The sequence below is a fragment of the Burkholderia sp. Ac-20349 genome (assembly GCF_017104865.1).
GTDB classification, from domain to species: Bacteria; Pseudomonadota; Gammaproteobacteria; order Burkholderiales; family Burkholderiaceae; genus Burkholderia; species Burkholderia aenigmatica.
Genome location: NZ_JAAGPM010000051.1, coordinates 18,818 through 41,849 on the forward strand (window position 1 = coordinate 18,818; position 23,032 = coordinate 41,849).

The following is a 23,032-nucleotide window of genomic DNA, read 5'->3' on the forward strand; positions in this document are numbered from 1 at the left end:
GCACGTGGCCGCGCGGCGTGTCATTCGGCCTGTTCCGCGCGTGCGTAGATGTCCCAGCTCGCCATGAACAGCGCGGCGACGAGCGGCCCGATCACGAAGCCGGTGATGCCGAACAGCGCCATCCCGCCGAGCGTCGAAATCAGTACGACCCAGTCGGGCATCTTCGTGTCCTTGCCGACGAGGATCGGGCGCAGCAGGTTGTCGACGAGGCCGATCACGCCGACGCAGAACGCGACGAGGATCGCGCATTTCCACACCGCGCCGATCATCAGGAAGTAGAGCGCGGCCGGCACCCATACGAGGCTCGCGCCGATCGCGGGCAGCAGCGACAGGAACGCCATCAGCGCGCCCCACAGCACGACCCCTTCGATCCCGAGGATCCAGAAGATCAGGCCGCCGAGCGCACCCTGCACGAGCGCGACCGCGATGTTGCCCTTCACGGTCGCGCGCACGACCGTCGTGAATTTCGCCAGCAGCAGGTTCTTGTGCTCGTCGTCAAGGGGCAATGCGCGGCGCACGCGGCGGCCGATCTCGCCGCCGTCGCGCAGCAGGAAGAACACCATGTACAGCATCACGCCGAAGCTCACGACGAACTGGAACGTGTTCTGGCCGATGCTGAGTGCCTGCGCTGCCGCGAGCTGGCTGATCTGCGCGGCGCCATCGGTCAGTCTCTTCTGGATGCCCGGGAGGTTGCTCAGCCCGTATTTCTGCAGCAGGTGCTGGATCGACGACGGCAGCGCGTGGATGATGTCCTGGAAGTATTGCGAATAGTTAGGCTGCGCGGTCTTGATTTCCTGGTACACGTACGCGATTTCCTGCACGAGCGTCGCGGCGACGAACACGAGCGGCAGGATCACGATCAGGACGATCAGCGACAGCGTCACGAGCGCGGCCAGGTTGCGCCGCTTGCCGAAGCGCGCGGCGAGCCAGCGCTGTACGGGCTGGAACAGGATCGCGAGAATGGTGCCCCAGAACACCGCACCGGAAAACGGCGCGAGGATCCAGCAGAGTCCGACGGTGACCGCGGCCAGCAGGAAATAGAAGAATTTTTGGTGGTCGTGTCCGCTTTCCATGGATGACATTCGCGCAGATTGATGCGTGGTTTGATTGAATCTCGTTGTCCCGCGCGCGATCGGTTCGCGATCGTCACGGGTTCGCAGCGAAACGCGCCGCGGGGCGGCCGTCCGCCGGTCGGCTCGAACCGGAGTATGCCCGCAAAGGTGCCGCCATCATAGCCGCTGCGCGCGGCACATGCGAAAACGCCGCGGCCGGGGCCGCGGCGCTGCCGGGAAGCCGACGCGGCGCAACGCCGCGTGTCGCATCGTCAGATATTGAGCTTCGTGACCTTGGTGCCGTTCACCGACAGGTCGCCCATCAGGCCGGCGTTGGTCAGGACCAGCACCTCGACCGGGGCGGTGGCCGTGGTCGTATCGACCGCGCCGTTCGCGCCGACCTTCACGACCGCGACCGATGCGTCGGCGCCGGCGGCCCAGCCTTCGGACTTGCGGAACGAGTCGAGCGCATCCTGCGTCATGAACAGGAACACGATCGCCTTCGATTGCGCGCCGGCCTGCAGGCCGACCGACAGCGACGACGTGTTGTAGTAGCCGACCGTGCTGCCGCCGACGCGCAGCGCGCCGTTGCCGGACTGGCCGCCGACGATGAAGCCGGCCTGCAGCACGTTCGGGAACACGAGCACGCCGCGCGATTTCCCGACGAGTTCACGCGAACCCGGCACCGTCGAATAGAGGCGCGACAGCGTCGCGTTGACGCTGGCGTCGATCGACTGGCGCTTCGACGCGCTGGCCGCGGCGCCTTCCGGTTTGTCCGGGGTGGTCGTGCAGCCGGCGAGCGCGAGGCCGCCGAGCAGGACGGCGGCGGCGGCTTTCATGGCAAAGGTCTTCTGCATGGCGTTTCTCCTTCGTTATCGGATTGAGGACGGACGGTGCGGGCAGCGGAGCGGCCGGCCCCGTTCAACGGCGGGCAAGGAGCAGGCCCGCAACGAACGCGAGGCCGGCGACGACGCCGGCGGTTTGCCACGGGTTGTCGTGCACGACCTGCGACACGCGTTCGGCCGAATCGCGCAGCCGGGCCGCCGCGCTGCCCGACGCGTGGTCGAGCGCGCTGCGCGCTTCATCGAGCCTGGATTGCACGCGCTTGCGCAGCGCGGCGATATCGCCGTCGCCGTCGTTTTTCAGCAGATCTTCGAGTTCGTCGACCAGCCCGCGCAGATCGTCGGTGACGTCGGCATGCAGGTCGCGGGCGGCCGAGCGCGTCGTGCGGCCCACGCGCCGGCCCGTGCGACGAATGTCGGCGAGGCCGCGATCCAGCTTGTGTTCAATCGAGTCGGTGAGCGCCATGGTGTTTATCCTCCTTCGATTCAAGGCAAATTTGAAGATAAGACGAATCCCAGCAACTTATGTGATTCACGTGGCCCAATTTTGTTTCGAGACAAATTTTCAATTCATCGGCAGGATCGCCGCGAAGCCCCGCCACATGGGGCGGCACGGCGGTTAAAAAAAATTCGCATGCCGGGCGAAGCGGCGTATCGGGCTGCCGTACGCGGTGAAAGCCTGGTAAATATGGCGTCGCCAGGGTGGTTCGGTAAATAGTGCCGTTGCAGGCCTTGTGCTGATGCAAATGCACTAGTCGATGCTGTGTGGACGCGCACGGTTCGTGCCCGGGGCCGCCCCTATGCGCTGTCGCCAAGCGCGACGTCGATCACGACGGGATCGTGGTCCGATGAGCGGTACGCGTCGGGTGCGTAATAGGACGACCGTTGCGCGGACGTTTTGTAATCGGGCAAGGGTTGCAGGGCCACCGGTTCGTCGGCGTTAATGTGCCAGACGTGCACGGCTTTCACGCGCGCGGCGAGTGAAGGCGTGGCGAGCGCGTGGTCGAGGTTGCCCGCTTCGCCGTGAAATACGTAGCTGTACGCAGCATCGCCGCCGAAGCGGGCAACCAGGTTCGCGTAGCCGCGCGATTCGAGCGCGCGAACCGGATCTTCCTTCGCGTAGCTGTTCAGGTCGCCGATCAGCAATATGCCGTCGGCCGCGGTGCCTGTCGGCGACGTGGCGAGCCAGTCGGCGACGCGCGCGGCGGCCTGCGTGCGCGCTGCGTTCCAGCAGCCCTGGCCGTCCGACTGGTCGCGATCGGCGCCGGTCGCGTTCGGGCAGTTCTTCGATTTCAGGTGATTGACCGCGACCGTGAAGGCGCGCGAGCCGCCGATGCGCCGGAATGTCTGCGCAAGCGGCGGGCGGTGCCGGCCGCCGAGCGCGACGGTCGCCGCGCGCCCGGCCGGCTCGACCGTGCGGCTGTCGTACAGCAGCGCGACCGCGATCGTATCGAGGCCGAGCCGCGCGGTGCCGGGCTCGACCGCACGCCAGCCGTCGCCAAGTTGCGCGGCGAGACGCCGCACGGCGCTCGCGTCGCCGTAGCCGTTGTTCGCGATTTCCATCAGCCCGATCACGTCGGCACGCAACGCGCGCAATGCCGCGACGATCTTCGCCTCCTGCCGCACGAACGCGGCGGGCGATTTCGCGCCGCGGTTGGCCGGGGCATCGAATCCGCCGCCCGTCCCGTCGCCGTTGAAATAGTTGAATACGTTGAACGACACGATGCGCACGTCGGCAGCGGGATGCCGGGCCGGCGCATCGGTACGCGGGTTCGCGGCGGCATCGAACACCGGTGCCGCACCGGCAACCGGTTGCAGCCGCCACGCGCCGTGGCGCAGTTCGAGCACGCCTTCGACGCCGCGCACCGTGTAGCCCGCGCGCAGCGTGTTGGCGGCACTCAGCGCGGGCGGCGGATAGCGCACGGTCGCGGGATCGCGGCGGTTCGAGCCGTCGTCGAGCACGATGCGGTTGCGTGCGTTGGCGGCCGCGAGCGCGGCGGCCTCGGCCGGCGGTGCGACGTGGGTCGGGATGCGCAGCCGGCCGTTGCTGAGGACGATGCTGCCGTAGCGGCCGAGTTCGTGGGTGTCGCTGACCGTCAGCGTTTGCGGCAGGCGCACCCGCATGCCTTCATGTGCGGCCAGCACGGCGGGCGTGGTGACCGGCAGCGTGAGTGTTGCCGGTGTGACCGTCTGTTCGCGTGCGCAGACGGTCATGCCGCCCGACAGCGTGAATTGCGTCCGGCCGTATCGCTCGTCGACGCGGCCCGTGAGATGCACGAGATCGCCGGCCTTCGCGCGCGCGTTCGGTGCGTACACGAACACGCCTTCCGGGACGCCCGGCCGGTGCCGTCGCTGCGCGTCGGCCTGCTGGACGAAGAAGCCGCCCAGGCCGTCGGCGCCGCCGAATGCCGCGGTGACGACCGCTTCGATCGAAATCGTTCGGCCGGAAAGCGGCGACGGGCCGCCGGCGCCGCGGAGGTCGGCAATCGGCGTGGTTGCGCCGCCGCAGCCGGCGCTGACCGGCGGTGTGGCCGCGGCCGGCCGGGCGAAGAGGGGGGCGGAGGCGGCGGGGGCGAAGAGGGTGGCCAGGGCGATGAACGGGGCAACGACAAGCGGCGCAAGCAGGCGTGACATGGGGCGGTCCACAGGAAGAAAATCCGAAGGTTCGGGAAGGCATCTTGACGGCAAAATGTCAGGAAGCGGCCGAAATGGCCGTCCGGCCAGTACCGATTGGCCGACGATGCAAGCCGCCCGGCGGCTGCTACGCTTTTGCATCGGTCGGCGCATCCCGATCGCGCAGCGCACGCTGCCGCGCCCCGTTCCCACAGGAGAAATCCATGTCTTACATGCTGTTGATTGTCGAGCCGACCGACCAGCGCGCCGAACGCACGCTCGACGAAGGTCAGGCGCTGTACGCGCGGATGGTCGATTTCGCCGAGACGCTGAAGGCGCGCGGCGTGCTGCGCGGCGTCGAGTCGCTGGAGCGTTCCGAGCGCGGGACGCGCGTGCAGGTGCGCGACGGCGAGACGCGCCTGCTCGACGGCCCGTTCGCGGAGGCGAAGGAGATGGTCGGCGGCTTCTTCCTCGTCGACGTCGACACGCGCGAGGAGGCGATCGAGATCGCGCGCCAGTGCCCGGCTGCGCAATGGTGCACGGTCGAGGTGCGCGCGGTCGGCCCGTGCTTCCTGTGAAGGTCGCGACTCGGTATATACCCTGATCTGTCGCGGAATGTGTCGATCCGGCCGTCTTCCGGCCGTCGTCCGGATAAGGCGCCGAAGAACGGGCGCCGCCTGCCACCGATGACAAGGAGTCAACGATGCGATTCATGATCATGATCCGGGCGAACGCCGTCAGCGAGTCCGACGCGCTGCCCGACAACCGGCTGGTCGAGGCCATGACCGTCTATCACGAGGAACTGGCCAGGGCCGGCGTGCTGCTCGACGCAAACGGGCTGCGACCGAGCGCGAGCGGCTGGCGCGTGCGCTACACGGGCGGCAAGGGCACGGTGGTCGACGGCCCGTTCGCCGAAACGAAGGAACTGATCGCCGGCTATACGCTGATCCAGGTGCGTTCGCGCGAAGAAGCGCTCGAGTGGACGCGCCGGTTTCCCGCGCCGTTCGGCGCCGAGATGGATTGCGAGATCGAGGTGCGGCCGCTGTTCGAGCTTGACGACCTCACGCCGAGCGAGGCGGTCGAGCGGTTTCGCGAACTCCACGTCGGCCGCACCGGCGCCTGATTGATTGCCCACCTGAATCCAACCTCACCGGGAGTACCCGACATGCACAAGATGGTCTTCATCAACCTGCCCGTGGCCGACCTGCCGCGTTCGAAGGCGTTCTACCAGGCGCTCGGCTTCGAGGTCGTGCCGGCCTATACCAACGACCAGGCCGCCTGCATCAAGATCAGCGACACGATCTTCGCGATGCTGCTCGTGCGGCCGTTCTTCCAGACGTTTACCGGCAAGACCATCATCGATCCGGCGACGCAGGTGCAGGTGTTGTCGTGCCTGTCGTGCGAAAGCCGCGCCGAGGTCGACGCGATCGTCGCGAAGGCGCTGGCGGCCGGCGGGTCCGCACCGCAAGCGCCGCGCGAGTACCCGAACATGTACGGTCACGGGTTCGACGATCCGGACGGTCATGCATGGGAGCTGATGGCCATGCCGCTGGATGCGTCCGCCCAGGGGCAGGCGTCGTGACGCGTGAGGCGACTCACCGTGCGATCGAAGCGGTCTGGCGGATCGAGGCGCCCAAGATCATCGCGCGCGCCGCGCGCGTGGTGCGCGACGTCGGCGTGGCCGAGGAGCTGGCGCAGGACACGCTCGTCGCGGCGCTCGAGCACTGGCCCGTCGACGGCGTGCCCGACAACCCGGCCGCCTGGCTGATGACGGCCGTGAAGCGTCGCGCGCTCGACCGTGTGCGCCAGGAGTCGCTCCATGCGGCCAAGCGCGACCAGCTCGGCCACGAGATGGACGCGCTCGAAGCGCATGTCGTCCCCGACATCGCGGAGGCGCTTGCCGACGCGAGCGACGACGACATCGGCGACGATCTGCTGCGGCTGATCTTCACGTCGTGCCACCCGGTGCTGTCGACCGATGCGCGCGTCGCGCTGACGCTGCGGCTGCTCGGCGGGCTGACGACGAGCGAGATCGCGCGTGCGTTCCTGACGCCCGAGCCGACGATTGCGCAGCGGATCGTGCGCGCCAAGCGTACGCTCGCGGCGGCGCACGTGCCGTTCGAGGTGCCGGCCGCCGATGCGCGGCCCGCGCGGCTCGCGTCGGTGCTCGAAGTGATCTATCTCGTGTTCAACGAAGGCCATGCGGCGACCTCGGGCGACGACTGGACCCGCCCGGCGCTGTGCGACGAGGCGTTGCGGCTCGGCCGCGTGCTGGCGGGGCTGGCGCCGGACGAGAGCGAGGTGCTCGGGCTCGTCGCGCTGATGGAACTGCAGGCGTCGCGCATGCATGCGCGCACCGACGCGCAGGGCCGGCCCGTGCTGCTGCTCGACCAGGATCGCAGCCGCTGGGATCCGCTGCTGATCCGGCGCGGCCTCGCGGCGCTCGAACGCGCGACGAAGCTCGGCGGCGTACGCGGGCCGTATGCGCTGCAGGCCGCGCTGGCCGCCTGCCATGCGCGTGCGCGGCAAGCGTCGGATACGGACTGGGCGCAGATCGTCGCGCTGTATGACGCGCTCGCCGAAGTCGCACCGTCGCCCGTCGTCGAACTGAATCGCGCGGTGGCCGTCGGGATGGCGTTCGGGCCCGCGGCGGCGCTCGAACTCGTCGACGCGCTGCGCGACGATCCCGCGCTCGCGCGCTATCACTGGCTGCCGAGCGTGCGCGGCGACCTGCTGGCGAAGCTTGGCCGCGCCGACGAGGCCAAGGCCGAATTCCGCCGCGCGGCGGAACTGACGCGCAACGAGCGCGAACGCGAATTGCTGCTCAGGCGCGCGACGGACGCGTGACGCACGCAGGACGTACGCAGCCCGCACGGATGCACGGATGCACGGATGCACGGATGCAGCCCGAAGCCCGAAGCCCGAAGCCCGAAGCCCGAAGCCCGAAGCCCGAAGCCCGAAGCCCGAGGCCCGAGGCCCGAGGCCCGAGGCCCGAGGCCCGAAGCCCGAGGCCCGAAGGGCGCAGCCCGCAGGACGCCCGCCTGCGGCGCACCGTGCGCCGGGCTCCATGCACTGATGTACCGAGCGCGCCCGGCCGCACGCCCCGCGCGTCGCATCCCACCGGGCACTATCGCCCGGATTGAAAAAGCCTATTGGGGGATGCGAACGCGAGCGCCTAGATTGAAGAGCACGATGCGCGCGCCCCGGCACACGCATCGTTCCCCACATACCTGATCGGCCCGGCTTCGCATGTGGCCGCGCCGACTCGAACGGAGGCGCAAATGGCTCAACTCAAGGGCAGCAAAACCGAAGAGAACCTGAAGGCCGCATTCGCGGGCGAATCGCAGGCGAACCGGCGCTATCTGTATTTCGCTTCGAAGGCTGACGTCGAAGGCCAGAACGACATCGCCGCGCTGTTCCGCTCGACCGCCGAAGGCGAAACCGGCCATGCGCACGGCCACCTCGAATACCTGGAAGCCGTCGGCGATCCGGCCACCGGCTTGCCGTTCGGTTCGTCGCGGCAGAATCTCGAATCGGCGATTGCCGGCGAAACGCACGAATACACCGACATGTATCCGGGCATGGCGAAGGCGGCGCGCGACGAAGGCTTCGACGAAATCGCGAACTGGTTCGAGACGCTCGCGAAGGCTGAACGCAGCCACGCGAACCGCTATACGAAGGCGCTGGACAGTCTCGTCGACTGACGGGCCGCCGCGGGTCGCACGGCAGGCGGTGCGACCGGCAAGCGGCCGGCTGTTCGTTCATCGCTGCCCGCATCGCGCGGGCGGCGCTGGCGCGCATGCGCGCCACGCTGGATGGAGCGCCCCATGCCCCACAAGGAAGGCAGTCTCGAAGCCCCGACCCGGCATCCGCTCGACTGGCAGTCCGAAGCGTTCTACGACCAGGCCGCGATCGATACGGAAATGACGCGCGTGTTCGACATCTGCGCCGGATGCCGGCGCTGCGTGTCGTTATGCGGCGCGTTTCCGACGCTGTTCGATCTGGTCGACGACACGCCGATGGGCGATATCGAGGAGGTGCCGAAGGACGCGTTCGGCAAGGTCGTCGACCAGTGCTACCTGTGCGACCTCTGCTACATGACGAAATGCCCGTACGTGCCGCCGCACGCGTGGAACGTCGACTTCCCGCACCTGATGCTGCGCGGCAAGGCCGCGCGCTACAAGCGCGGCGAAGCGACGCTGCGCGACAAGGTGCTGTCGAACACCGATGCGCTCGGCCATTTCGCCGGCATTCCGATCGTCACGCAGGCGGTGAACGCGGTGAACCGCACGCCGCCCGCGCGCCATGCGCTCGAAGCGGCGCTCGGCGTCGATCGCGATGCATGGCTGCCGGAATTCGCGCCGCGCAAGTTCCGGCGCACGGCGAAGCCCTCGGACGGCGTGCCCGTGCGCGACGGCGAACGCACGCCCGGCAAGGTCGCGATCTACGCGACGTGCTACGTGAATTTCAACGAGCCGGGCATCGGTCACGACCTGCTCGCGATCCTCGCGCACAACGAGATCCCGTACGAACTCGTCACGCGCGAAGCCTGCTGCGGGATGCCGCTGCTCGAGCAGGGCAACCTCGCCGGCGTGGCCGCGAAGAAGGCCGTGAACCTGCCCGTGCTCGAACGCTATGCGCGCGAAGGCTATGCGCTGATCGGCGCGATCCCGAGCTGCGTGCTGATGTACAAGAGCGAGCTGCCGCTGATGTTCCCCGGCGACGAAGCCGTGCGCGCGGTGGCCGACGCATTCTGGGATCCATTCGAATACGTGATCGCGCGCCATCGCGACGGACTGCTGAAGACCGATTTCAAGACGGGCCTCGGCACCGTGTCGTATCACGTGCCATGCCACGCGCGCGTGCAGAACATCGGCCGCAAGACGGCCGACGCGCTGTCGCTCGTGCCCGATACGCGCGTGAATGTCGTCGAGCGCTGCTCGGGCCATGCTGGCACCTTCGGCGTGAAGAAGGAATTCCATGCGGACGCGATGCGGATCGGCGGGCCCGTGTTCAAGGCGATGGCCGAGCCGCAGCCGGATTTCGTGTCGTCGGACTGCGCGCTGGCCGGCCATCACATCGTGCAGGGCATCGACGACAAGGGGCTGCCGTCCGCGCCGCTCGCGCATCCGCTCACGCTGCTGCGCCGCGCGTACGGCATCTGAGCCGCCGCCGGCCGACCCACGAGGACCTCCCATGACGTTGACCCGCGACTCCCTGCTGACGCTCGAAGCGTACGCAAAGATCCGCAAGGCCGAACACGCGCGGCTCGTCGCGTACAAGCGCCGCCGCGCGGTGGCGCTCGGCAATCACCTGCGCTTCCTGTTCGAGGACGAGACGACGATCCGCTACCAGATCCAGGAGATGCTGCACATCGAGAAGATCTTCGACCAGGCGGGCATCGAAGGGGAGCTGGAAGCGTATCTGCCGCTCGTGCCCGACGGCACGAACCTGAAGGCGACGATGCAGATCGAGTACGAGCACGAGATCGAACGGCGCGCGGCGCTCGCGCGGCTGATCGGCGTCGAGGATCGCGTGTACCTGCAGGTCGACGGGTACCCGAGCGTCTACGCGATCGCCGACGAGGATCTCGAGCGCGACAACGCCGAGAAGACGTCGGCCGTGCACTTCGTGCGCTTCGAGTTCGGCGCGCCGATGCGTGCGGCGCTCAAGGGCGGGGCGGCGCTGTCGATCGGCTGCGATCACCCGGCCTACGCGATGCCGGCGCAGCGGGTGGACGCGGACGTGACCGCATCGCTGGCCGGCGATCTGCGCTGACGCGTCCGCTGCGCATTCGGCACGACCTGCGCACCGTTTTCCGTTTTTCCGTTCCGACCCGAAACAGGATTTCCGCAGACGATGCGGCGCTGTCGCGCGCCTGCCGCCGCCAAGATGTAACAGACGTCACGGGTTTGCATGTGGCGAAAAACGTGCATCGTGCGTCACCGTGCTTTCATCACCCGCAGAGAAACAATAAAAAGATTGTGCACGGAGATAATTAAAATCGGCAGAATTTGAATGATTTACCGATTCGTGAATATCTTGTTACGCTTTTTTCCCTGATTTACCGATGTCGGGCAGCAATGCGCCGGATTGTTGCCGGCAGGGGTCGGAGCGGCCCGAAAATGCACATAAAAAGCTATTCTTCATACGCTGCGAAGCCCCGCCAGACGGGGCTTTCCAGCGACGGGCATAAAGATCTCGCAAAAAAATTCATGCGTAAATACATTACGCATCCATGGCTGGTTGTTTCAGTGCGTAACATTAAGTCATTGTCATATTGAGATTAACCCTAGGGATGGTATGCTTCGTGCACAAAAATTCCCACATTGGAGTGAGACCGTGATTTGTGCGTCATAGCCGGGAATCGCGGCACCGTGAAAGTGCGGTGCGGCACCGGCATGCACAACCCCGGATAACCATAATGTGCAACCTGGCCGCCCCGCGACGCGATGTGTCGCGACGGCGCCGCCAATCGCAGCCCCGGCCTGGCTGCGTGGAGAGATCTACTATGTTCTTCGATGAGCTTAACGATGAAGAGTGGTTTCGTCTTTCAACGCTGATCGCCGATGAACCCATCCGGCTGAACCGTCGTGGGCGTCCACGCGCCGAACCGCGCGTCGTTGCCAATGCGGTGCTCTGGATCCTGACGACCGGTGAAGCCTGGTCGAAGCTGCCCGGTCGTTACCCGTCCGGGCCGACGTGCCGTCGCCGCTACGAAGAGTGGCTCGCGTCCGGCACGCTGCTGCAGATGATCGACGTGCTGACCCAGTTCAGCGGGCGCACGTTCGCGTATATCCCGCCGCCGCCGGTGCCGGTCGTGCCCGCGCGTCGTGCCGAGCCCGTGCCCGACAACGACCGTTTGCGCGGCGTGTTCTGGCAAAACCCCGAATCGTGGCAATTGCCGGTTGCGCAGGCAAACGTTTGGGAGGGCGAGGGCGCGTCGCTGAGCGCGATGCCGGTCGACGAAGTGGTCGATCCGTCGGCCGCGTCGTTCACGGTGCCGGGTGCGCCGTCGACGGAGTTGCGCCATGCGCATGCGTCGTCGGCGAGCTTCGCCGCGGCCGAACCGCAAGTCGACGAATATCGCGGCTATATGATCTGCGGCATCGCGCAGCCCGTGCAGAACCTGATGTATCGCGCGTGGGCCGAGATTACGCGGGACGACCGGCGCGTCGAGCGCTCGGGCCTCATCGGCCCGCGCTTCACCGATGCCGAGGAAGCCGAGCAGTTCGCGCTCGACTGGGCGCGCCAGTGGATCGATCGCCATGGCGCGAGCGACGAACCGGTGCGCGAGCCGCAAGGCGAGGTGCTGGCCGGTCTGTCCGCGCTTGCGCGTGCGGAGTCGGACATCAAGCGCTTCATCGCCGAGCGTCATGCGGGCGCGCTGTCCGAAAGCCGCAACGATCCGGTGCAGTCGGAGCGTCGCGAATACGTGTACCGCGTAGGCTGATCGCCGTCCCGATGCAACGCGCGGGCCGTCGTGTGCCACGACGCCCGCGCGGACATTCCGTCTTTCCATGTCTGCCTTGCCCGGGGCGCCGCTGTCGAAGCGGCGCCCCGGGCATACCACGCGTTGTTACTGCCGGCCGTAGGTATCGTCGAAGCGGACGATGTCGTCCTCGCCGAGATACGCGCCCGACTGCACCTCGATCAGCTCGAGCGGCATCTTGCCCGGGTTCTCCAGGCGGTGCGACACGCCGAGCGGGATGTACGTCGATTCGTTTTCGGACAGCAGGAACGTTTCGTCGCCGCGCGTGATGCGCGCGGTGCCGCGCACGACGATCCAGTGTTCGGCGCGGTGGTGGTGCATCTGCAGCGACAGTCGCGCACCCGGCTTCACGACGATGCGTTTCACCTGGAAGCGTTCGCCCATGTCGACCGAGTCGTAGTGGCCCCACGGGCGATGGACCTTGCGGTGATCGGCAGCTTCCGCGCCGCGTTGCGCCTTGATTTGCCCGACGATTTTCTTCACGTCCTGCACGCGCGACTTGTCCGCGACGAGCACGGCGTCGGGCGTTTCGACGACGACGAGGTTCTGCGTGCCGACGCAGGCGACGAGCCGGCTTTCCGAATGCGCGAACGTCGATTCCGCGCCTTCGAGCAGCACGTGGCCGCGGCCGACGTTACCGGCTTCGTCCTTCGGCGAGATTTGCCAGATCGCGTCCCACGAGCCGACGTCCGACCAGCCCGCGTCGAGCGGCACGACGACGCTCTCGCACAGTTGCGGCAGGGTCGCGAGCGGCTCCATCACCGCGTAGTCGATCGAGTTCGACGGCGACGCGGCGAATGCGTCGCGATCGACGCGGAAGAAATCGCCATCGGCCTTGCCCTGGGCGACCGCCTGTTCGCAGGCTGCGTAGATCGCGGGTTCGAGCTGGCGGATCGCTTTCAGCCAGACCGACGCGCGAACGATGAAGATCCCGCTGTTCCACCAGTATTCGCCCGATGCGACGTACTGCTGAGCGAGTTCGAGATGCGGCTTCTCGACGAAACGGTCGAGGCGGCGCACGTCGAGGCTGCCCGTCCCGGCATCGCCGAGCGGCGCGCCGACGCGGATGTAGCCGTAGCCGGTTTCCGCGTGCTTGGGGACGATGCCCATCGTCGCGATCTTGCCTTGCATCGCGCAGTGCACGCCGGCTGCGACAGCCGCATGAAAGCGCGGCAGGTCGGCGACCGCATGGTCGGCCGGCATCACGGTCATCACCGCATCGTTGCCGCCGGCGACGAGCCGCAGGGCGGCGAGCGTCAGCGCGGGCGCGGTGTCGCGGCCGATCGGCTCGAGCATGATCGATGCGGATTTGCCGGTCAGGCGCAGCTGTTCGGCGGTCGTGAAGCGGTGATCCTCGCCGCATACGATCAGCACGTCGTCGTTCAGCGGATAGGCGCCCGTCAGGCCGTCGAGGCGCAGCGCGGTCGACTGCAGCAGCGAATGTTCGCCGAGCAGGCCGATCAGCTGTTTCGGAAAACGTTCGCGCGACATCGGCCACAGGCGCGTGCCGGAACCGCCGGCGAGAATCACCGGTTGCACGGCGACGCGCGTGCCGGCGGCGGGGGCGGTGGAAGAAGAATGGCGCGTTTCGGCAGCCACGGCCGGAGCATTCATGGGGACACTCTCCACGGTTGAAGTCAGTGCCTATCTTTGTAGCACGAAGTAAATCGACAATAAAACCGGGCCCATTGTTTGATATTCGCCAGGCATTCATCAGGAAGAATTTTCCGCGCTAGCATCCGATGCAAATAAAAAAATAAAAAATAAATCGGGGAATCGGCCGGTCTTGACCGCCCGCAAAGGGTGCGCGGAAATCGTAAAGGTTCCGAAAAATTCCCGATTCCTGAGCATTTCGGGAAAACCTGCCGATTTAATTCAAAAACTTCGCGGCAAGAATTTCCGATTATTTTTCGAAATACTTGTGCGCTTGAGGAGGAATTTTCTTACCGCTTCAATAGCGTCATGCAACGTTTGAATCGAATGTGCGGCACGGGTCGCACAAGGAGCTGTTCGGCAAACGCCTGTTCAAAGAGGAAGCAGACATGTTGAGCGTGCTGGCGAGAGTCATCGATATCGCGATGGTCGTGATGGGGGCGTTGATCGCCGCCACGCTGCACGGTGGCAGCATCTGGCTCAACGACCTGCAGCGCACGATGATGCTGTTCGATTGCCTGCTCGTCGTCGTGTGCTTTCCCGCCTTCGGCATCTACCAGTCGTGGCGCGGCAAGCGTCTCGTCGGGCTGGTGGGGCGGGTTGCGTTCGCGTGGCTCGTGGTCGAGCTCGCGGGCATCCTGTTGAGCTTCAGCTTTCATCAGTCGGGCGACCTGTCGCGGCTGTGGCTGGGTTACTGGGCGCTCGTGACGATGGCGCTGCTCGTCGGTTCGAAGGCCTGCGTGCACGTCGTGCTGCGGCAGCTGCGTCGCGGTGGCTACAACCTGAAGGCGGTCGCGATCGTCGGCGGTACGCCGGCGGCGCGGCGCCTGATTGCGCAGATGCGGGCGCGGCCGGAAGCCGGTTTCAATCCGGTGTGCGTGTACGACGAAAGCGAAGCGCCGGGCGAAGTCGCGCTCGACGACGTGCGCATCGAGCGGCAGTTCGAATCGCTGGTGTGGCTGGTGCGCAGCCGTGCGATCAGCGAGCTGTGGCTCACGCTGCCGATTACGGAAGAGCGCCGGATTCACCAGATCGTGACGGTGTTCCGCCACGACTTCGTGAACATCCGCTTCATCCCGGACGTGCGCACGCTGTCGTTCTTCAACCAGGAAGTGGTCGAGGTGCTCGGCGTGCCGGCGATCAACCTCGCGGCGTCGCCGATCACCGACGTGCGGATCCTGCCGAAGTTCGTGTTCGACCGGGCGTTCGCGCTGGTGGCGCTCACGGGCCTCGCACCGGCGATGCTGCTGATCGCGTGCCTGATCAAGCTGACGTCGCGCGGGCCGGTGTTCTTCCGCCAGAAGCGCAAGGGCATCGACGGGCATGAGTTCGAGATCTACAAGTTTCGCTCGATGAAGGTGCACCAGGAAGTGGCGGGGCAGGTCACGCAGGCGAAGAAGAACGATTCGCGCGTGACGCCGGTCGGCCGGTTCCTGCGCCGCACGAGCCTCGACGAGCTGCCGCAGTTCATCAACGTGCTGAAGGGCGAGATGTCGGTGGTCGGCCCGCGCCCGCATGCGCTCGCGCACGACGACATCTACAAGGATCTGGTCAAGGGCTACATGTTCCGCTACCGGATCAAGCCGGGCATCACCGGGTGGGCGCAGATCAACGGCTTTCGCGGCGAGACCGACCAGATCGAGAAGATGATGGGACGCGTGAAGCTCGATCTGTACTACATGCAGAACTGGTCGTTCTGGCTCGACATCAAGATCGTCGTGCTGACGCTCTGGAAAGGCTTCACCGGCAGCAACGCTTACTGAGTCTCGAGGCCGCGCCACGCAGGCATTCCGGCTTTACGAATTTCGAATCATTGGTCAAGAGGTCCGACACATTATGAATCTGACTATCATCGGCAGCGGTTACGTAGGTCTTGTCACCGGCGCCTGTCTCGCCGACATCGGGCACGACGTGTTCTGTCTCGACGTCGACCAGGCAAAGATCGACATCCTGAACAACGGCGGCGTGCCGATCCACGAGCCGGGTCTCAAGGAAGTGATCGCGCGCAACCGCTCGGCCGGCCGCCTGCGGTTCTCGACCGACATCGAGGCCGCGGTCGCGCACGGCGACGTGCAGTTCATCGCGGTCGGCACGCCGCCCGACGAGGACGGCTCGGCCGACCTGCAATACGTGCTCGCGGCGGCGCGCAACATCGGCCGCCACATGACGGGCTTCAAGGTGATCGTCGACAAGTCGACGGTGCCGGTCGGCACGGCCGAGCGCGTGCGCGCGGCGGTGGCGGAAGAGCTCGCGAAGCGCGGCGCCGACCAGATGTTCTCGGTCGTGTCGAATCCGGAATTCCTGAAGGAAGGCGCGGCGGTCGACGATTTCACGCGACCGGACCGCATCGTGATCGGCTGCGACGACGACGTGCCGGGCGAGCGCGCCCGCGAGCTGATGAAGAAGCTGTACGCGCCGTTCAACCGCAACCACGAACGCACGCTGTACATGGACGTGCGCTCGGCCGAATTCACGAAATACGCGGCGAACGCGATGCTCGCGACCCGCATTTCGTTCATGAACGAACTGGCGAACCTCGCCGACCGCTTCGGCGCGGACATCGAGGCCGTGCGTCGCGGGATCGGCTCCGATCCGCGTATCGGCTATCACTTCCTGTATGCCGGCTGCGGCTACGGCGGCTCGTGCTTCCCGAAGGACGTCGAGGCGCTGATCCGCACGGCCGACGAGAACGGGCAGGCCCTGCAGATCCTGAAGGCCGTGTCGTCGGTCAATGCGACGCAAAAGCGCGTGCTCGCCGACAAGATCGTCGCGCGCTTCGGCGAAGACCTGACCGGCCGCACGTTCGCCATCTGGGGCCTCGCGTTCAAGCCGAACACCGACGACATGCGCGAAGCGCCGAGCCGCGAGCTGATCGCCGAGCTGCTGTCGCGCGGGGCGCGCATCGCCGCGTACGACCCGGTCGCGCAGCAGGAAGCGCGCCGCGTGATCGCGCTCGATCTCGCCGATCACCCGAGCTGGCTCGAGCGCCTGACCTTCGTCGACGACGAGGCGCAGGCCGCCCGCGATGCCGACGCGCTCGTGATCGTCACCGAATGGAAGATCTTCAAGAGCCCCGACTTCATCGCGCTCGGCCGCCTGTGGAAGACGCCGGTGATCTTCGACGGCCGCAACCTGTACGAGCCGGAGACGATGAGCGAGCAGGGCATCGAATACCACCCGATCGGCCGGCCGGGCTCGCGCCAGGCCGTCGCCGCCCGTGTGCCGGGCACCGCGCCTGCAAGCGCGTAACCCGTTTCCCGTCACTCGTTACGAGACGCCATGTTCCGGAACATCCTGATCGTCTGCCACGCGAACGTCTGCCGCAGCCCGGCAGCGGAAATGCTGTTCAAGTCGCACGTCGCGTCACGCGGCGGCCCGCGCCCGACGTTCCACTCGGCGGGCGTGCATGCGAACGACGGCGACGGCATCGATCCGGTGATGCGTCAGCTGCTTGCCGAGCGGGGCGTCGATGCGACGACCCACCGCTCGCGGCGGCTGTCGCGCCGGATCGTGCGCGACGCCGACCTGATTCTCGTCAGCGAGCGTGGACAGATCAAGGCCGTCGAATCGGTCGATCCGTTCGCGCGCGGCAAGGTCCACCTGCTCGGCAAGTGGGAAGGGGCCGAGATTGCCGACCCGCACGGCGGCCCCGAGGCCGATTACCGCGAGAGCTACTCACTGATCGAACGTCTGGTTCAAGGATGGCTACAGAAACTATGCTGAAACGCCCGATGCGCCCGGTGGCGCTTGCCGTCGCGCTGACGACTTTCCTGTCAGCCTGTGCAACCGCTCCCGGCAACTACCTCGACTCGTCGAACCTGAAGGACGAAGGCCGGCAGGAAGCGGCCGAAACCTATCCGGTTCATTACATCGACGCCAAAGTGGTGATGGACCAGCTGCAGAAAGCGCAGGTCGACCATCCGCTGCCGCCCGGACGTTACACCGATCCGTCGGAGTACGTGTACCGCGTCGGCCCGCAGGACATCCTCGGCGTCACCGTGTGGGACCACCCCGAGCTGACGACGCCGCAAGGCCAGTCGTTCTCGAGCGGCGGCAACACGACGCAGTCGGTCGCCGGCGCGCTGCAGCAGCCGTATACGACTGCGCTGCCGGGCCAGGCCGATCCGTACGGCCAGACGGTCGCATCCGACGGCACGATCTTCTTCCCGTTCGTCGGCCGCATCAAGGTGGCCGGCAAGACGGTCGCGCAGATCCGCGAGCAGATGGCCACCACGCTGTCGCGCTACGTGAAGAATCCGCAGCTCGACGTGCGCGTGCTGTCGTTCCGCAGCCAGAAGGTGCAGGTGACGGGCGAGGTGAAGCAGCCGGGCCCGCTCGCGGTGAGCGACGTGCCGCTGACGCTCGTCGACGCGATCTCGCGCTCGGGCGGCTCGACCAACGAGGCCGACCTGCAGCGCGTGCGCCTGACGCGCGACGGCAAGCTCTACACGCTCGACGCGAACGGCGTGCTCGATCGCGGCGAAGTGAAGCAGAACGTGATGCTGCAGCCGGGCGACATCATCAACGTGCCGGACCGCAGCGACAGCCGCGTGTTCATCATGGGCGAGGTCAAGACGCCGGTCACCGTGCCGATGCTCAAGGGCAAGCTGACCCTCGCCGATGCGCTGACGTCCGGCGGCGGCATCCTCGACACGGATGCGAACCCGCGCAAGATCTACGTGATGCGCGGGATGCATGACAACCCGACGAAGCCGGAAGTGTTCCGTCTCGACATGACGCAGCCGGATGCGCTGATGCTGTCGAGCCGCTTCCCGCTTCAGCCGCTCGACGTCGTCTACGTCAGCACGGCCAGCTCGGTGCAGTTCAACCGTGTGCTGCAGCAGGTGCTGCCGACGATCCAGACGATCTTCTTCATGCGGCAAATCACGCGCTGATAGCCCGCCGGGGCGGCGCCTCCGCCCCGGCACCACTCAAGCGGGAACGAATGGTGAACACGCAAGCGAAACACTCCTACGCGGATCTGTCCGCGAAAACCGAGGAAGAGGACGTCGTCCTCGGCCAGTTGCTCCAGGTGATCATGGACGACATCTGGCTGCTGCTCGGCATCGCGGTGACGGTCGTCGCGCTCGCCGGCCTCTACTGCTTCGTCGCGAAGCCGGTCTATCAGGCCGACGTGCACGTGCGGGTCGAGGGCAACGACAACACGTCGCAGGCGCTCACGCAGACGCAGACGGGCGCGTCGATCAACAGCGGCCCGCAGCAGGCGCCGACCGATGCGGAAATCGAGATCATCAAGAGCCGCGGCGTGGTCGCACCGGTGGTCGAGCAGTTCAAGCTGAACTTCTCGGTCGTGCCGAAGACGTTGCCGGTGATCGGCAGCTTCGCCGCGCGCGTCGCGACCCCGGGCGAACCGGCGCGGCCGTGGCTCGGCCTGAAGTCGTACGCCTGGGGCGGTGAAGTCGCCGACGTCGATTCGATCAACGTCGTGCCCGCGCTCGAAGGCAAGAAGCTGACGCTGACGGCCGGCCCGAACGGCACCTATTCGATCGTCGACCAGAACGGCATGCGGCTGCTGTCGGGTCATGTCGGCGAATCGGCTCAGGGCGGAGGTGTGACGCTGCTCGTGTCGAAGCTCGTCGCGCGCCCCGGTACGCAGTTCACGGTGGTCCGCTACAACGATCTCGACGCGATCAGCGGCTTCCAGACCGGCATTCAGGTGACCGAGCAGGGCAAGCAGACGGGCGTCGTGCAGATCTCGCTCGAAGGCAAGGACCCGGACCAGACCGCGGCGATCGCGAACGCGCTCGCGCAGTCGTACCTGAACCAGCACGTGGTCGCGAAGCAGGCCGAAGCGACCAAGATGCTCGACTTCCTGAAGGGCGAGGAGCCGCGCCTGAAGGCCGACCTCGAACGTGCGGAAGCCGCGCTGACGCAGTACCAGCGCACGTCGGGCTCGATCAACGCGAGCGACGAGGCGAAGGTCTACCTCGAAGGCAGCGTGCAGTACGAGCAGCAGATCGCCGCGCAGCGCCTGCAGCTCGCGTCGCTCGCGCAGCGCTTCACCGATTCGCACCCGATGGTGATCGCCGCGAAGCAGCAGCTCGCGGAGCTGCAGGGCGAGAAGGACAAGTTCAGCAACCGCTTCCGCAGCCTGCCGGCCACCGAAGTGAAGGCCGTCCAGCTGCAGCGTGACGCGAAGGTTGCCGAGGACATCTACGTGCTGCTGCTGAACCGCGTGCAGGAGCTGTCGGTGCAGAAGGCCGGCACGGGCGGCAACATCCACCTCGTCGACTCGGCGCTGCGTCCGGGCGATCCGGTCAAGCCGAAGAAGGTGCTGATTCTGTCGGCCGCGGTGTTCCTCGGGCTGATCCTCGGCACGGGCGTCGTGTTCCTGCGCCGCAACATGTTCCAGGGCATCGAGGATCCGGACCGCATCGAGCGCGCGTTCAACCTGCCGTTGTACGGGCTGGTGCCGCAAAGCGCCGAGCAGGTGAAGCTCGACGCGCAGGCCGAGAAGGGCGGCAGCCGTGCGCGGCCGATCCTCGCGAGCCTGCGTCCGAAGGATCTCAGTGTCGAGAGCCTGCGCAGCCTGCGCACTGCAATGCAGTTCGCGATGATGGACGCGAAGAACCGCGTGATCGTGCTGACGGGCCCGACGCCCGGCATCGGCAAGAGCTTCCTGACGGTCAACCTCGCGGTGCTGCTCGCCCATTCGGGCAAGCGCGTGCTGCTGATCGACGCGGACATGCGGCGCGGCCTGCTCGACCGTTACTTCGGCCTCACGTCGCAGCCGGGCCTGTCCGAGCTGCTGAGCGACCAGTCGGCGCTCGAAGATGCCGTGCGCGAGACGCCGGTGCAGGGCCTGTCGTTCATCTCGGCCGGCACGCGCCCGCCGAACCCGTCGGAGCTGCTGATGTCGACGCGCCTGCCGCAATACCTCGAAGGGCTCGGCAAGCGCTACGACGTCGTGCTGATCGATTCGCCGCCGGTGCTGGCAGTGACCGACGCGACCATCATCGGCCGCATGGCCGGCTCGACGTTCCTCGTGCTGCGCTCGGGCATGCATACCGAGGGCGAGATCGCCGACGCGATCAAGCGCCTGCGCACCGCGGGTGTCGACCTGGAAGGCGGGATCTTCAACGGCGTGCCGCCGAAGGCGCGTGGCTACGGCCGCGGCTATGCGGCCGTGCATGAATACCTGAGCGCCTGATCCGCATCGCACGTAACCGGGCGGGCAGCGAGCGTTGCCCGCCCGGCCGACAGGAGAACCAACGATGAAAATTTCCGTGCTCGTTCCGACCTATCGGCGTCCCGCCGACCTCGCGCGCTGCCTGGCGGCGCTGCAGCGGCAGCATCGGCTGCCCGACGAGGTGATCGTCGTCGCGCGCCCGGAGGACGACGCCACGCACGAACGGCTCGCCGATCCGGCGGTCGGCGGCGCGCTGCCGCTGCGCATCGTGCCGGTCGAGGTGCCGGGCCAGGTCGCCGCACTGAACAAGGGGCTCGACTCGGCGAACGGCGACGTCGTCGCGATCACCGACGACGACGCGGCGCCGCATCCCGACTGGCTTGCCCGCGTCGAGTCGGTGTTCGAAGCCGATCCGCGCGTGGGCGCGGTCGGCGGGCGCGACTGGGTGCACGAGAAGGGCCGCGTGCTCGACGAATCGCGCGAACTCGTCGGCCAGCTCACGCTGTCCGGCAAGATCGTCGGCAATCATCATCTCGGCGTCGGCGGTGCGCGCGAAGTCGACATGCTGAAAGGCGCGAACATGAGCTATCGCCGTGCCGCGATCGAGCGGCTGCGCTTCGACACGCGGCTGCGCGGCGCCGGGGCGCAGGTGCACAACGACATGGGTTTCAGCATGCGCGTGCAGCGCGACGGCTGGAAGCTCGTCTACGACCCGGCGATCGCGGTCGATCATTTCCCGGCCGAGCGCTTCGACGACGACCGGCGCGATGCCGCGTCGCTGAATGCGATCAGCAACGGCGCGTACAACATGCACCTGATCCTGCGCGAGCATCTGTCGCCGGTCCGGCGCGAGATCGCATGGTGGTGGTGGACGCTGGTCGGTACGCGCGTCTACCCGGGCCTCGCGCACGTGCTGCTGTCGCTGCATACGGCCAAGCGTGAGCGGATCCGCGAGCACTGGCGCGCGGTGCGCCGCGGCGCGCGCGATGCCCGCCGCGCGAACCTTGCCCCCCATCGTGCGGCGATGCCGCCGGTGACGTCTTGAACGAGCCGCGCGCGCAACGTCGCGCGGCCACCCTCGGAGGGCTCGAATGACTGCAACCAAGGTCCACGTTCACCTGTTTTACGGCGCCGATCCGCGTACCTACCGGAAAGGCGAGGACATCGGCTGCCTGTACGGCTATCACCATGCCGAATCCGACGAATTCCGGCTGACCTATTCGCAGGACGGCGGCGAGAACCGCGTTGCCAGCCTCGCGCGCCGCGCGCTGAAGGCGGCGCTCGGCTTCGACGTCGTGCATGCGTGGCGCAACCGCGCGGCGCTGCTGAACACCGACGTGATCTGGACGCACACGGAGCAGGAGCATCTCGCCGCTTCGCTGATCCTGAAGCTCGCCGGTGCACAGGGCAAGCGCCCGCTGCTGCTCGCGCAGAGCGTGTGGCTGTTCGACAAGTGGGGCAGCTTCGGCGGCCCGCGCCGCTGGCTGTACCGCAAGCTGATCGCACGCGCCGACGCGCTGACCACGCTGGCGCGCGACAACGCCGACCTGTGCCGCCGCTATCTCGGCCGCGACGCCGAGTTCGTCTACTACGGGCTGAACACGCAGGATTTCCCGATCAACGAGCCGCAGCAATGGCAACCGAACCGGCCGCTGCGGATCGCGGCGATCGGCAACGACCGCGACCGCGACTGGCGCACGTTCCTCGCCGCGTTCGGCGGCGACGAGCGCTACGACGTGCGGCTCGCGACGCGCCGCCGCGTGCCGCGCGAGTGGCATGCGCCGAACGTGAAGATCGGCTCGGCATCGGGGCTCGCGAAGCAGCACGAGCTGTACGCGTGGGCCGACGTGATCGTCGTGCCGTTGCGGCCGAACTTCCACGCGTCGGGCATTACCGTGATGCTCGAGGCGGCGGCCGTCGGCAAGCCGATGATCGTGTCCGACGTCGGCGGGCTCAGCGACTACTTCCCGCACGATACGGCCGCCTATGTGCCGGCGTTCGACGCACAGGCGATGCGTCAGGCCGCCGATCGCTTCGTGGCCGATCCGGCCGCGGCGCTGGGCTGCGCGCGGGCCGCTGCCGCGTGCCTGCGCGAGCGCGACCTGACCACGCAGGCGTTTGCCGAGCAGCACGTGCGGATCACGCGCGACATGCTGCGCCGGCGCCGGACGCCGGCAGCCGCGGGCCTGGCGATGCCGCTCGCGGATTCGCGACCGTCGTCGCGGTGAGA

Annotated in this window: 20 protein-coding genes; 15 read left to right on the forward strand and 5 right to left on the reverse strand. The window is 67.1% G+C overall.

Translation table 11 applies throughout. The features are described from left to right. Positions 1-20: 20 nt before the first annotated feature. From G3N61_RS18295 to G3N61_RS18310, 4 genes are all read right to left on the reverse strand, one after another. On the reverse strand, positions 21-1,073 hold the full coding sequence (locus tag G3N61_RS18295) for an AI-2E family transporter (RefSeq protein WP_043177909.1): 1,053 nt from the start codon (positions 1,071-1,073) through the stop codon (positions 21-23). A gap of 251 nt (positions 1,074-1,324) precedes the next feature. Continuing rightward, a complete protein-coding gene (locus tag G3N61_RS18300) occupies positions 1,325-1,909 on the reverse strand; it encodes a YSC84-related protein (protein ID WP_043177907.1) in 585 nt (194 codons plus the stop codon). 64 nt (positions 1,910-1,973) lie between these two features. Beyond that, on the reverse strand, positions 1,974-2,360 hold the full coding sequence (locus G3N61_RS18305; RefSeq protein ID WP_043177905.1) for a DUF883 family protein: 387 nt from the start codon (positions 2,358-2,360) through the stop codon (positions 1,974-1,976). A 332-nt stretch (positions 2,361-2,692) separates the two neighbouring features. After that, on the reverse strand, positions 2,693-4,528 hold the full coding sequence (locus tag G3N61_RS18310; protein ID WP_205823248.1) for an ExeM/NucH family extracellular endonuclease: 1,836 nt from the start codon (positions 4,526-4,528) through the stop codon (positions 2,693-2,695). 203 nt (positions 4,529-4,731) lie between these two features. Here G3N61_RS18310 and G3N61_RS18315 point away from each other — a divergent pair, with 203 nt between their 5' ends. The 8 genes from G3N61_RS18315 (at position 4,732) to G3N61_RS18350 (ending at position 11,960) form a co-directional block, all read left to right on the forward strand. Next, complete coding sequence (locus G3N61_RS18315) at positions 4,732-5,085, forward strand: YciI family protein (protein ID WP_034185206.1); 354 nt, start codon at positions 4,732-4,734, stop codon at positions 5,083-5,085. A gap of 125 nt (positions 5,086-5,210) precedes the next feature. Next, positions 5,211-5,630 (forward strand): YciI family protein, encoded by a 420-nt coding sequence (locus tag G3N61_RS18320; protein ID WP_205823249.1) that lies wholly within the window; start codon positions 5,211-5,213, stop codon positions 5,628-5,630. Between the two features lie 42 nt (positions 5,631-5,672). Beyond that, positions 5,673-6,089 carry an extradiol dioxygenase gene (locus tag G3N61_RS18325; RefSeq protein ID WP_043177898.1) on the forward strand — a complete coding sequence of 139 codons (417 nt, stop codon included), beginning with the start codon at positions 5,673-5,675 and terminating at the stop codon, positions 6,087-6,089. After that, positions 6,086-7,354, forward strand: coding sequence for a DUF6596 domain-containing protein (locus G3N61_RS18330; protein WP_205823250.1), 1,269 nt, complete (start codon positions 6,086-6,088; stop codon positions 7,352-7,354). The genes G3N61_RS18325 and G3N61_RS18330 overlap by 4 nt, the downstream gene beginning before the upstream one ends. A gap of 434 nt (positions 7,355-7,788) precedes the next feature. Further along, positions 7,789-8,211 carry a rubrerythrin family protein gene (locus G3N61_RS18335; protein WP_043177896.1) on the forward strand — a complete coding sequence of 141 codons (423 nt, stop codon included), beginning with the start codon at positions 7,789-7,791 and terminating at the stop codon, positions 8,209-8,211. 123 nt (positions 8,212-8,334) lie between these two features. Next, positions 8,335-9,672 carry a heterodisulfide reductase-related iron-sulfur binding cluster gene (locus G3N61_RS18340; RefSeq protein WP_043177895.1) on the forward strand — a complete coding sequence of 446 codons (1,338 nt, stop codon included), beginning with the start codon at positions 8,335-8,337 and terminating at the stop codon, positions 9,670-9,672. A gap of 31 nt (positions 9,673-9,703) precedes the next feature. Further along, positions 9,704-10,285 (forward strand): DUF3501 family protein, encoded by a 582-nt coding sequence (locus tag G3N61_RS18345; RefSeq protein ID WP_043177894.1) that lies wholly within the window; start codon positions 9,704-9,706, stop codon positions 10,283-10,285. 733 nt (positions 10,286-11,018) lie between these two features. Beyond that, positions 11,019-11,960, forward strand: coding sequence for a DUF6566 family protein (locus tag G3N61_RS18350; protein WP_089453443.1), 942 nt, complete (start codon positions 11,019-11,021; stop codon positions 11,958-11,960). A 126-nt stretch (positions 11,961-12,086) separates the two neighbouring features. On the opposite strand, the gene G3N61_RS18355 is transcribed toward G3N61_RS18350, so the two are convergent. Further along, complete coding sequence (locus G3N61_RS18355) at positions 12,087-13,613, reverse strand: mannose-1-phosphate guanylyltransferase/mannose-6-phosphate isomerase (protein ID WP_205823251.1); 1,527 nt, start codon at positions 13,611-13,613, stop codon at positions 12,087-12,089. 428 nt (positions 13,614-14,041) lie between these two features. On the opposite strand from G3N61_RS18355, the gene G3N61_RS18360 reads away from it, so the two are divergent. The 7 genes from G3N61_RS18360 to G3N61_RS18390 all read left to right on the forward strand — a co-directional run bounded on the left by G3N61_RS18360 (position 14,042) and on the right by G3N61_RS18390 (position 23,030). Beyond that, the gene (locus G3N61_RS18360) at positions 14,042-15,415 is read left to right on the forward strand and encodes an undecaprenyl-phosphate glucose phosphotransferase (protein ID WP_205823252.1); all 1,374 of its coding nucleotides are present in this window, start codon (positions 14,042-14,044) and stop codon (positions 15,413-15,415) included. Between the two features lie 73 nt (positions 15,416-15,488). Next, positions 15,489-16,901, forward strand: coding sequence for a UDP-glucose/GDP-mannose dehydrogenase family protein (locus G3N61_RS18365; RefSeq protein WP_089453441.1), 1,413 nt, complete (start codon positions 15,489-15,491; stop codon positions 16,899-16,901). 30 nt (positions 16,902-16,931) lie between these two features. Beyond that, a complete protein-coding gene (locus tag G3N61_RS18370; protein WP_043177889.1) occupies positions 16,932-17,375 on the forward strand; it encodes a low molecular weight protein-tyrosine-phosphatase in 444 nt (147 codons plus the stop codon). Further along, on the forward strand, positions 17,369-18,547 hold the full coding sequence (locus G3N61_RS18375; protein WP_043177888.1) for a polysaccharide biosynthesis/export family protein: 1,179 nt from the start codon (positions 17,369-17,371) through the stop codon (positions 18,545-18,547). The genes G3N61_RS18370 and G3N61_RS18375 overlap by 7 nt, the downstream gene beginning before the upstream one ends. Positions 18,548-18,597: 50 nt before the next feature. Then, positions 18,598-20,823 (forward strand): polysaccharide biosynthesis tyrosine autokinase, encoded by a 2,226-nt coding sequence (locus tag G3N61_RS18380; RefSeq protein WP_043177886.1) that lies wholly within the window; start codon positions 18,598-18,600, stop codon positions 20,821-20,823. 64 nt (positions 20,824-20,887) lie between these two features. Next, a complete protein-coding gene (locus tag G3N61_RS18385) occupies positions 20,888-21,847 on the forward strand; it encodes a glycosyltransferase family 2 protein (protein WP_043177884.1) in 960 nt (319 codons plus the stop codon). A gap of 46 nt (positions 21,848-21,893) precedes the next feature. Continuing rightward, positions 21,894-23,030 (forward strand): glycosyltransferase family 4 protein, encoded by a 1,137-nt coding sequence (locus G3N61_RS18390; protein WP_205823253.1) that lies wholly within the window; start codon positions 21,894-21,896, stop codon positions 23,028-23,030. Positions 23,031-23,032 lie beyond the last annotated feature (2 nt).

Excerpts from the sequence above, each read along its gene's own strand:
- G3N61_RS18305 (WP_043177905.1), bottom strand. The coding sequence starts at position 2,360 with ATGGCGCTCACCGACTCGATTGAACACAAGCTGGATCGCGGCCTCGCC.
- G3N61_RS18340 (WP_043177895.1), top strand. The coding sequence starts at position 8,335 with ATGCCCCACAAGGAAGGCAGTCTCGAAGCCCCGACCCGGCATCCGCTC.
- G3N61_RS18380 (WP_043177886.1), top strand. The coding sequence starts at position 18,598 with ATGGTGAACACGCAAGCGAAACACTCCTACGCGGATCTGTCCGCGAAA.
- G3N61_RS18320 (WP_205823249.1), top strand. The coding sequence starts at position 5,211 with ATGCGATTCATGATCATGATCCGGGCGAACGCCGTCAGCGAGTCCGAC.
- G3N61_RS18315 (WP_034185206.1), top strand. The coding sequence starts at position 4,732 with ATGTCTTACATGCTGTTGATTGTCGAGCCGACCGACCAGCGCGCCGAA.
- G3N61_RS18345 (WP_043177894.1), top strand. The coding sequence starts at position 9,704 with ATGACGTTGACCCGCGACTCCCTGCTGACGCTCGAAGCGTACGCAAAG.
- G3N61_RS18355 (WP_205823251.1), bottom strand. The coding sequence starts at position 13,613 with ATGAATGCTCCGGCCGTGGCTGCCGAAACGCGCCATTCTTCTTCCACC.
- G3N61_RS18375 (WP_043177888.1), top strand. The coding sequence starts at position 17,369 with ATGCTGAAACGCCCGATGCGCCCGGTGGCGCTTGCCGTCGCGCTGACG.
- G3N61_RS18365 (WP_089453441.1), top strand. The coding sequence starts at position 15,489 with ATGAATCTGACTATCATCGGCAGCGGTTACGTAGGTCTTGTCACCGGC.
- G3N61_RS18385 (WP_043177884.1), top strand. The coding sequence starts at position 20,888 with ATGAAAATTTCCGTGCTCGTTCCGACCTATCGGCGTCCCGCCGACCTC.
- G3N61_RS18390 (WP_205823253.1), top strand. The coding sequence starts at position 21,894 with ATGACTGCAACCAAGGTCCACGTTCACCTGTTTTACGGCGCCGATCCG.
- G3N61_RS18335 (WP_043177896.1), top strand. The coding sequence starts at position 7,789 with ATGGCTCAACTCAAGGGCAGCAAAACCGAAGAGAACCTGAAGGCCGCA.
- G3N61_RS18300 (WP_043177907.1), bottom strand. The coding sequence starts at position 1,909 with ATGCAGAAGACCTTTGCCATGAAAGCCGCCGCCGCCGTCCTGCTCGGC.
- G3N61_RS18370 (WP_043177889.1), top strand. The coding sequence starts at position 16,932 with ATGTTCCGGAACATCCTGATCGTCTGCCACGCGAACGTCTGCCGCAGC.
- G3N61_RS18310 (WP_205823248.1), bottom strand. The coding sequence starts at position 4,528 with ATGTCACGCCTGCTTGCGCCGCTTGTCGTTGCCCCGTTCATCGCCCTG.
- G3N61_RS18325 (WP_043177898.1), top strand. The coding sequence starts at position 5,673 with ATGCACAAGATGGTCTTCATCAACCTGCCCGTGGCCGACCTGCCGCGT.
- G3N61_RS18360 (WP_205823252.1), top strand. The coding sequence starts at position 14,042 with ATGTTGAGCGTGCTGGCGAGAGTCATCGATATCGCGATGGTCGTGATG.
- G3N61_RS18295 (WP_043177909.1), bottom strand. The coding sequence starts at position 1,073 with ATGGAAAGCGGACACGACCACCAAAAATTCTTCTATTTCCTGCTGGCC.
- G3N61_RS18350 (WP_089453443.1), top strand. The coding sequence starts at position 11,019 with ATGTTCTTCGATGAGCTTAACGATGAAGAGTGGTTTCGTCTTTCAACG.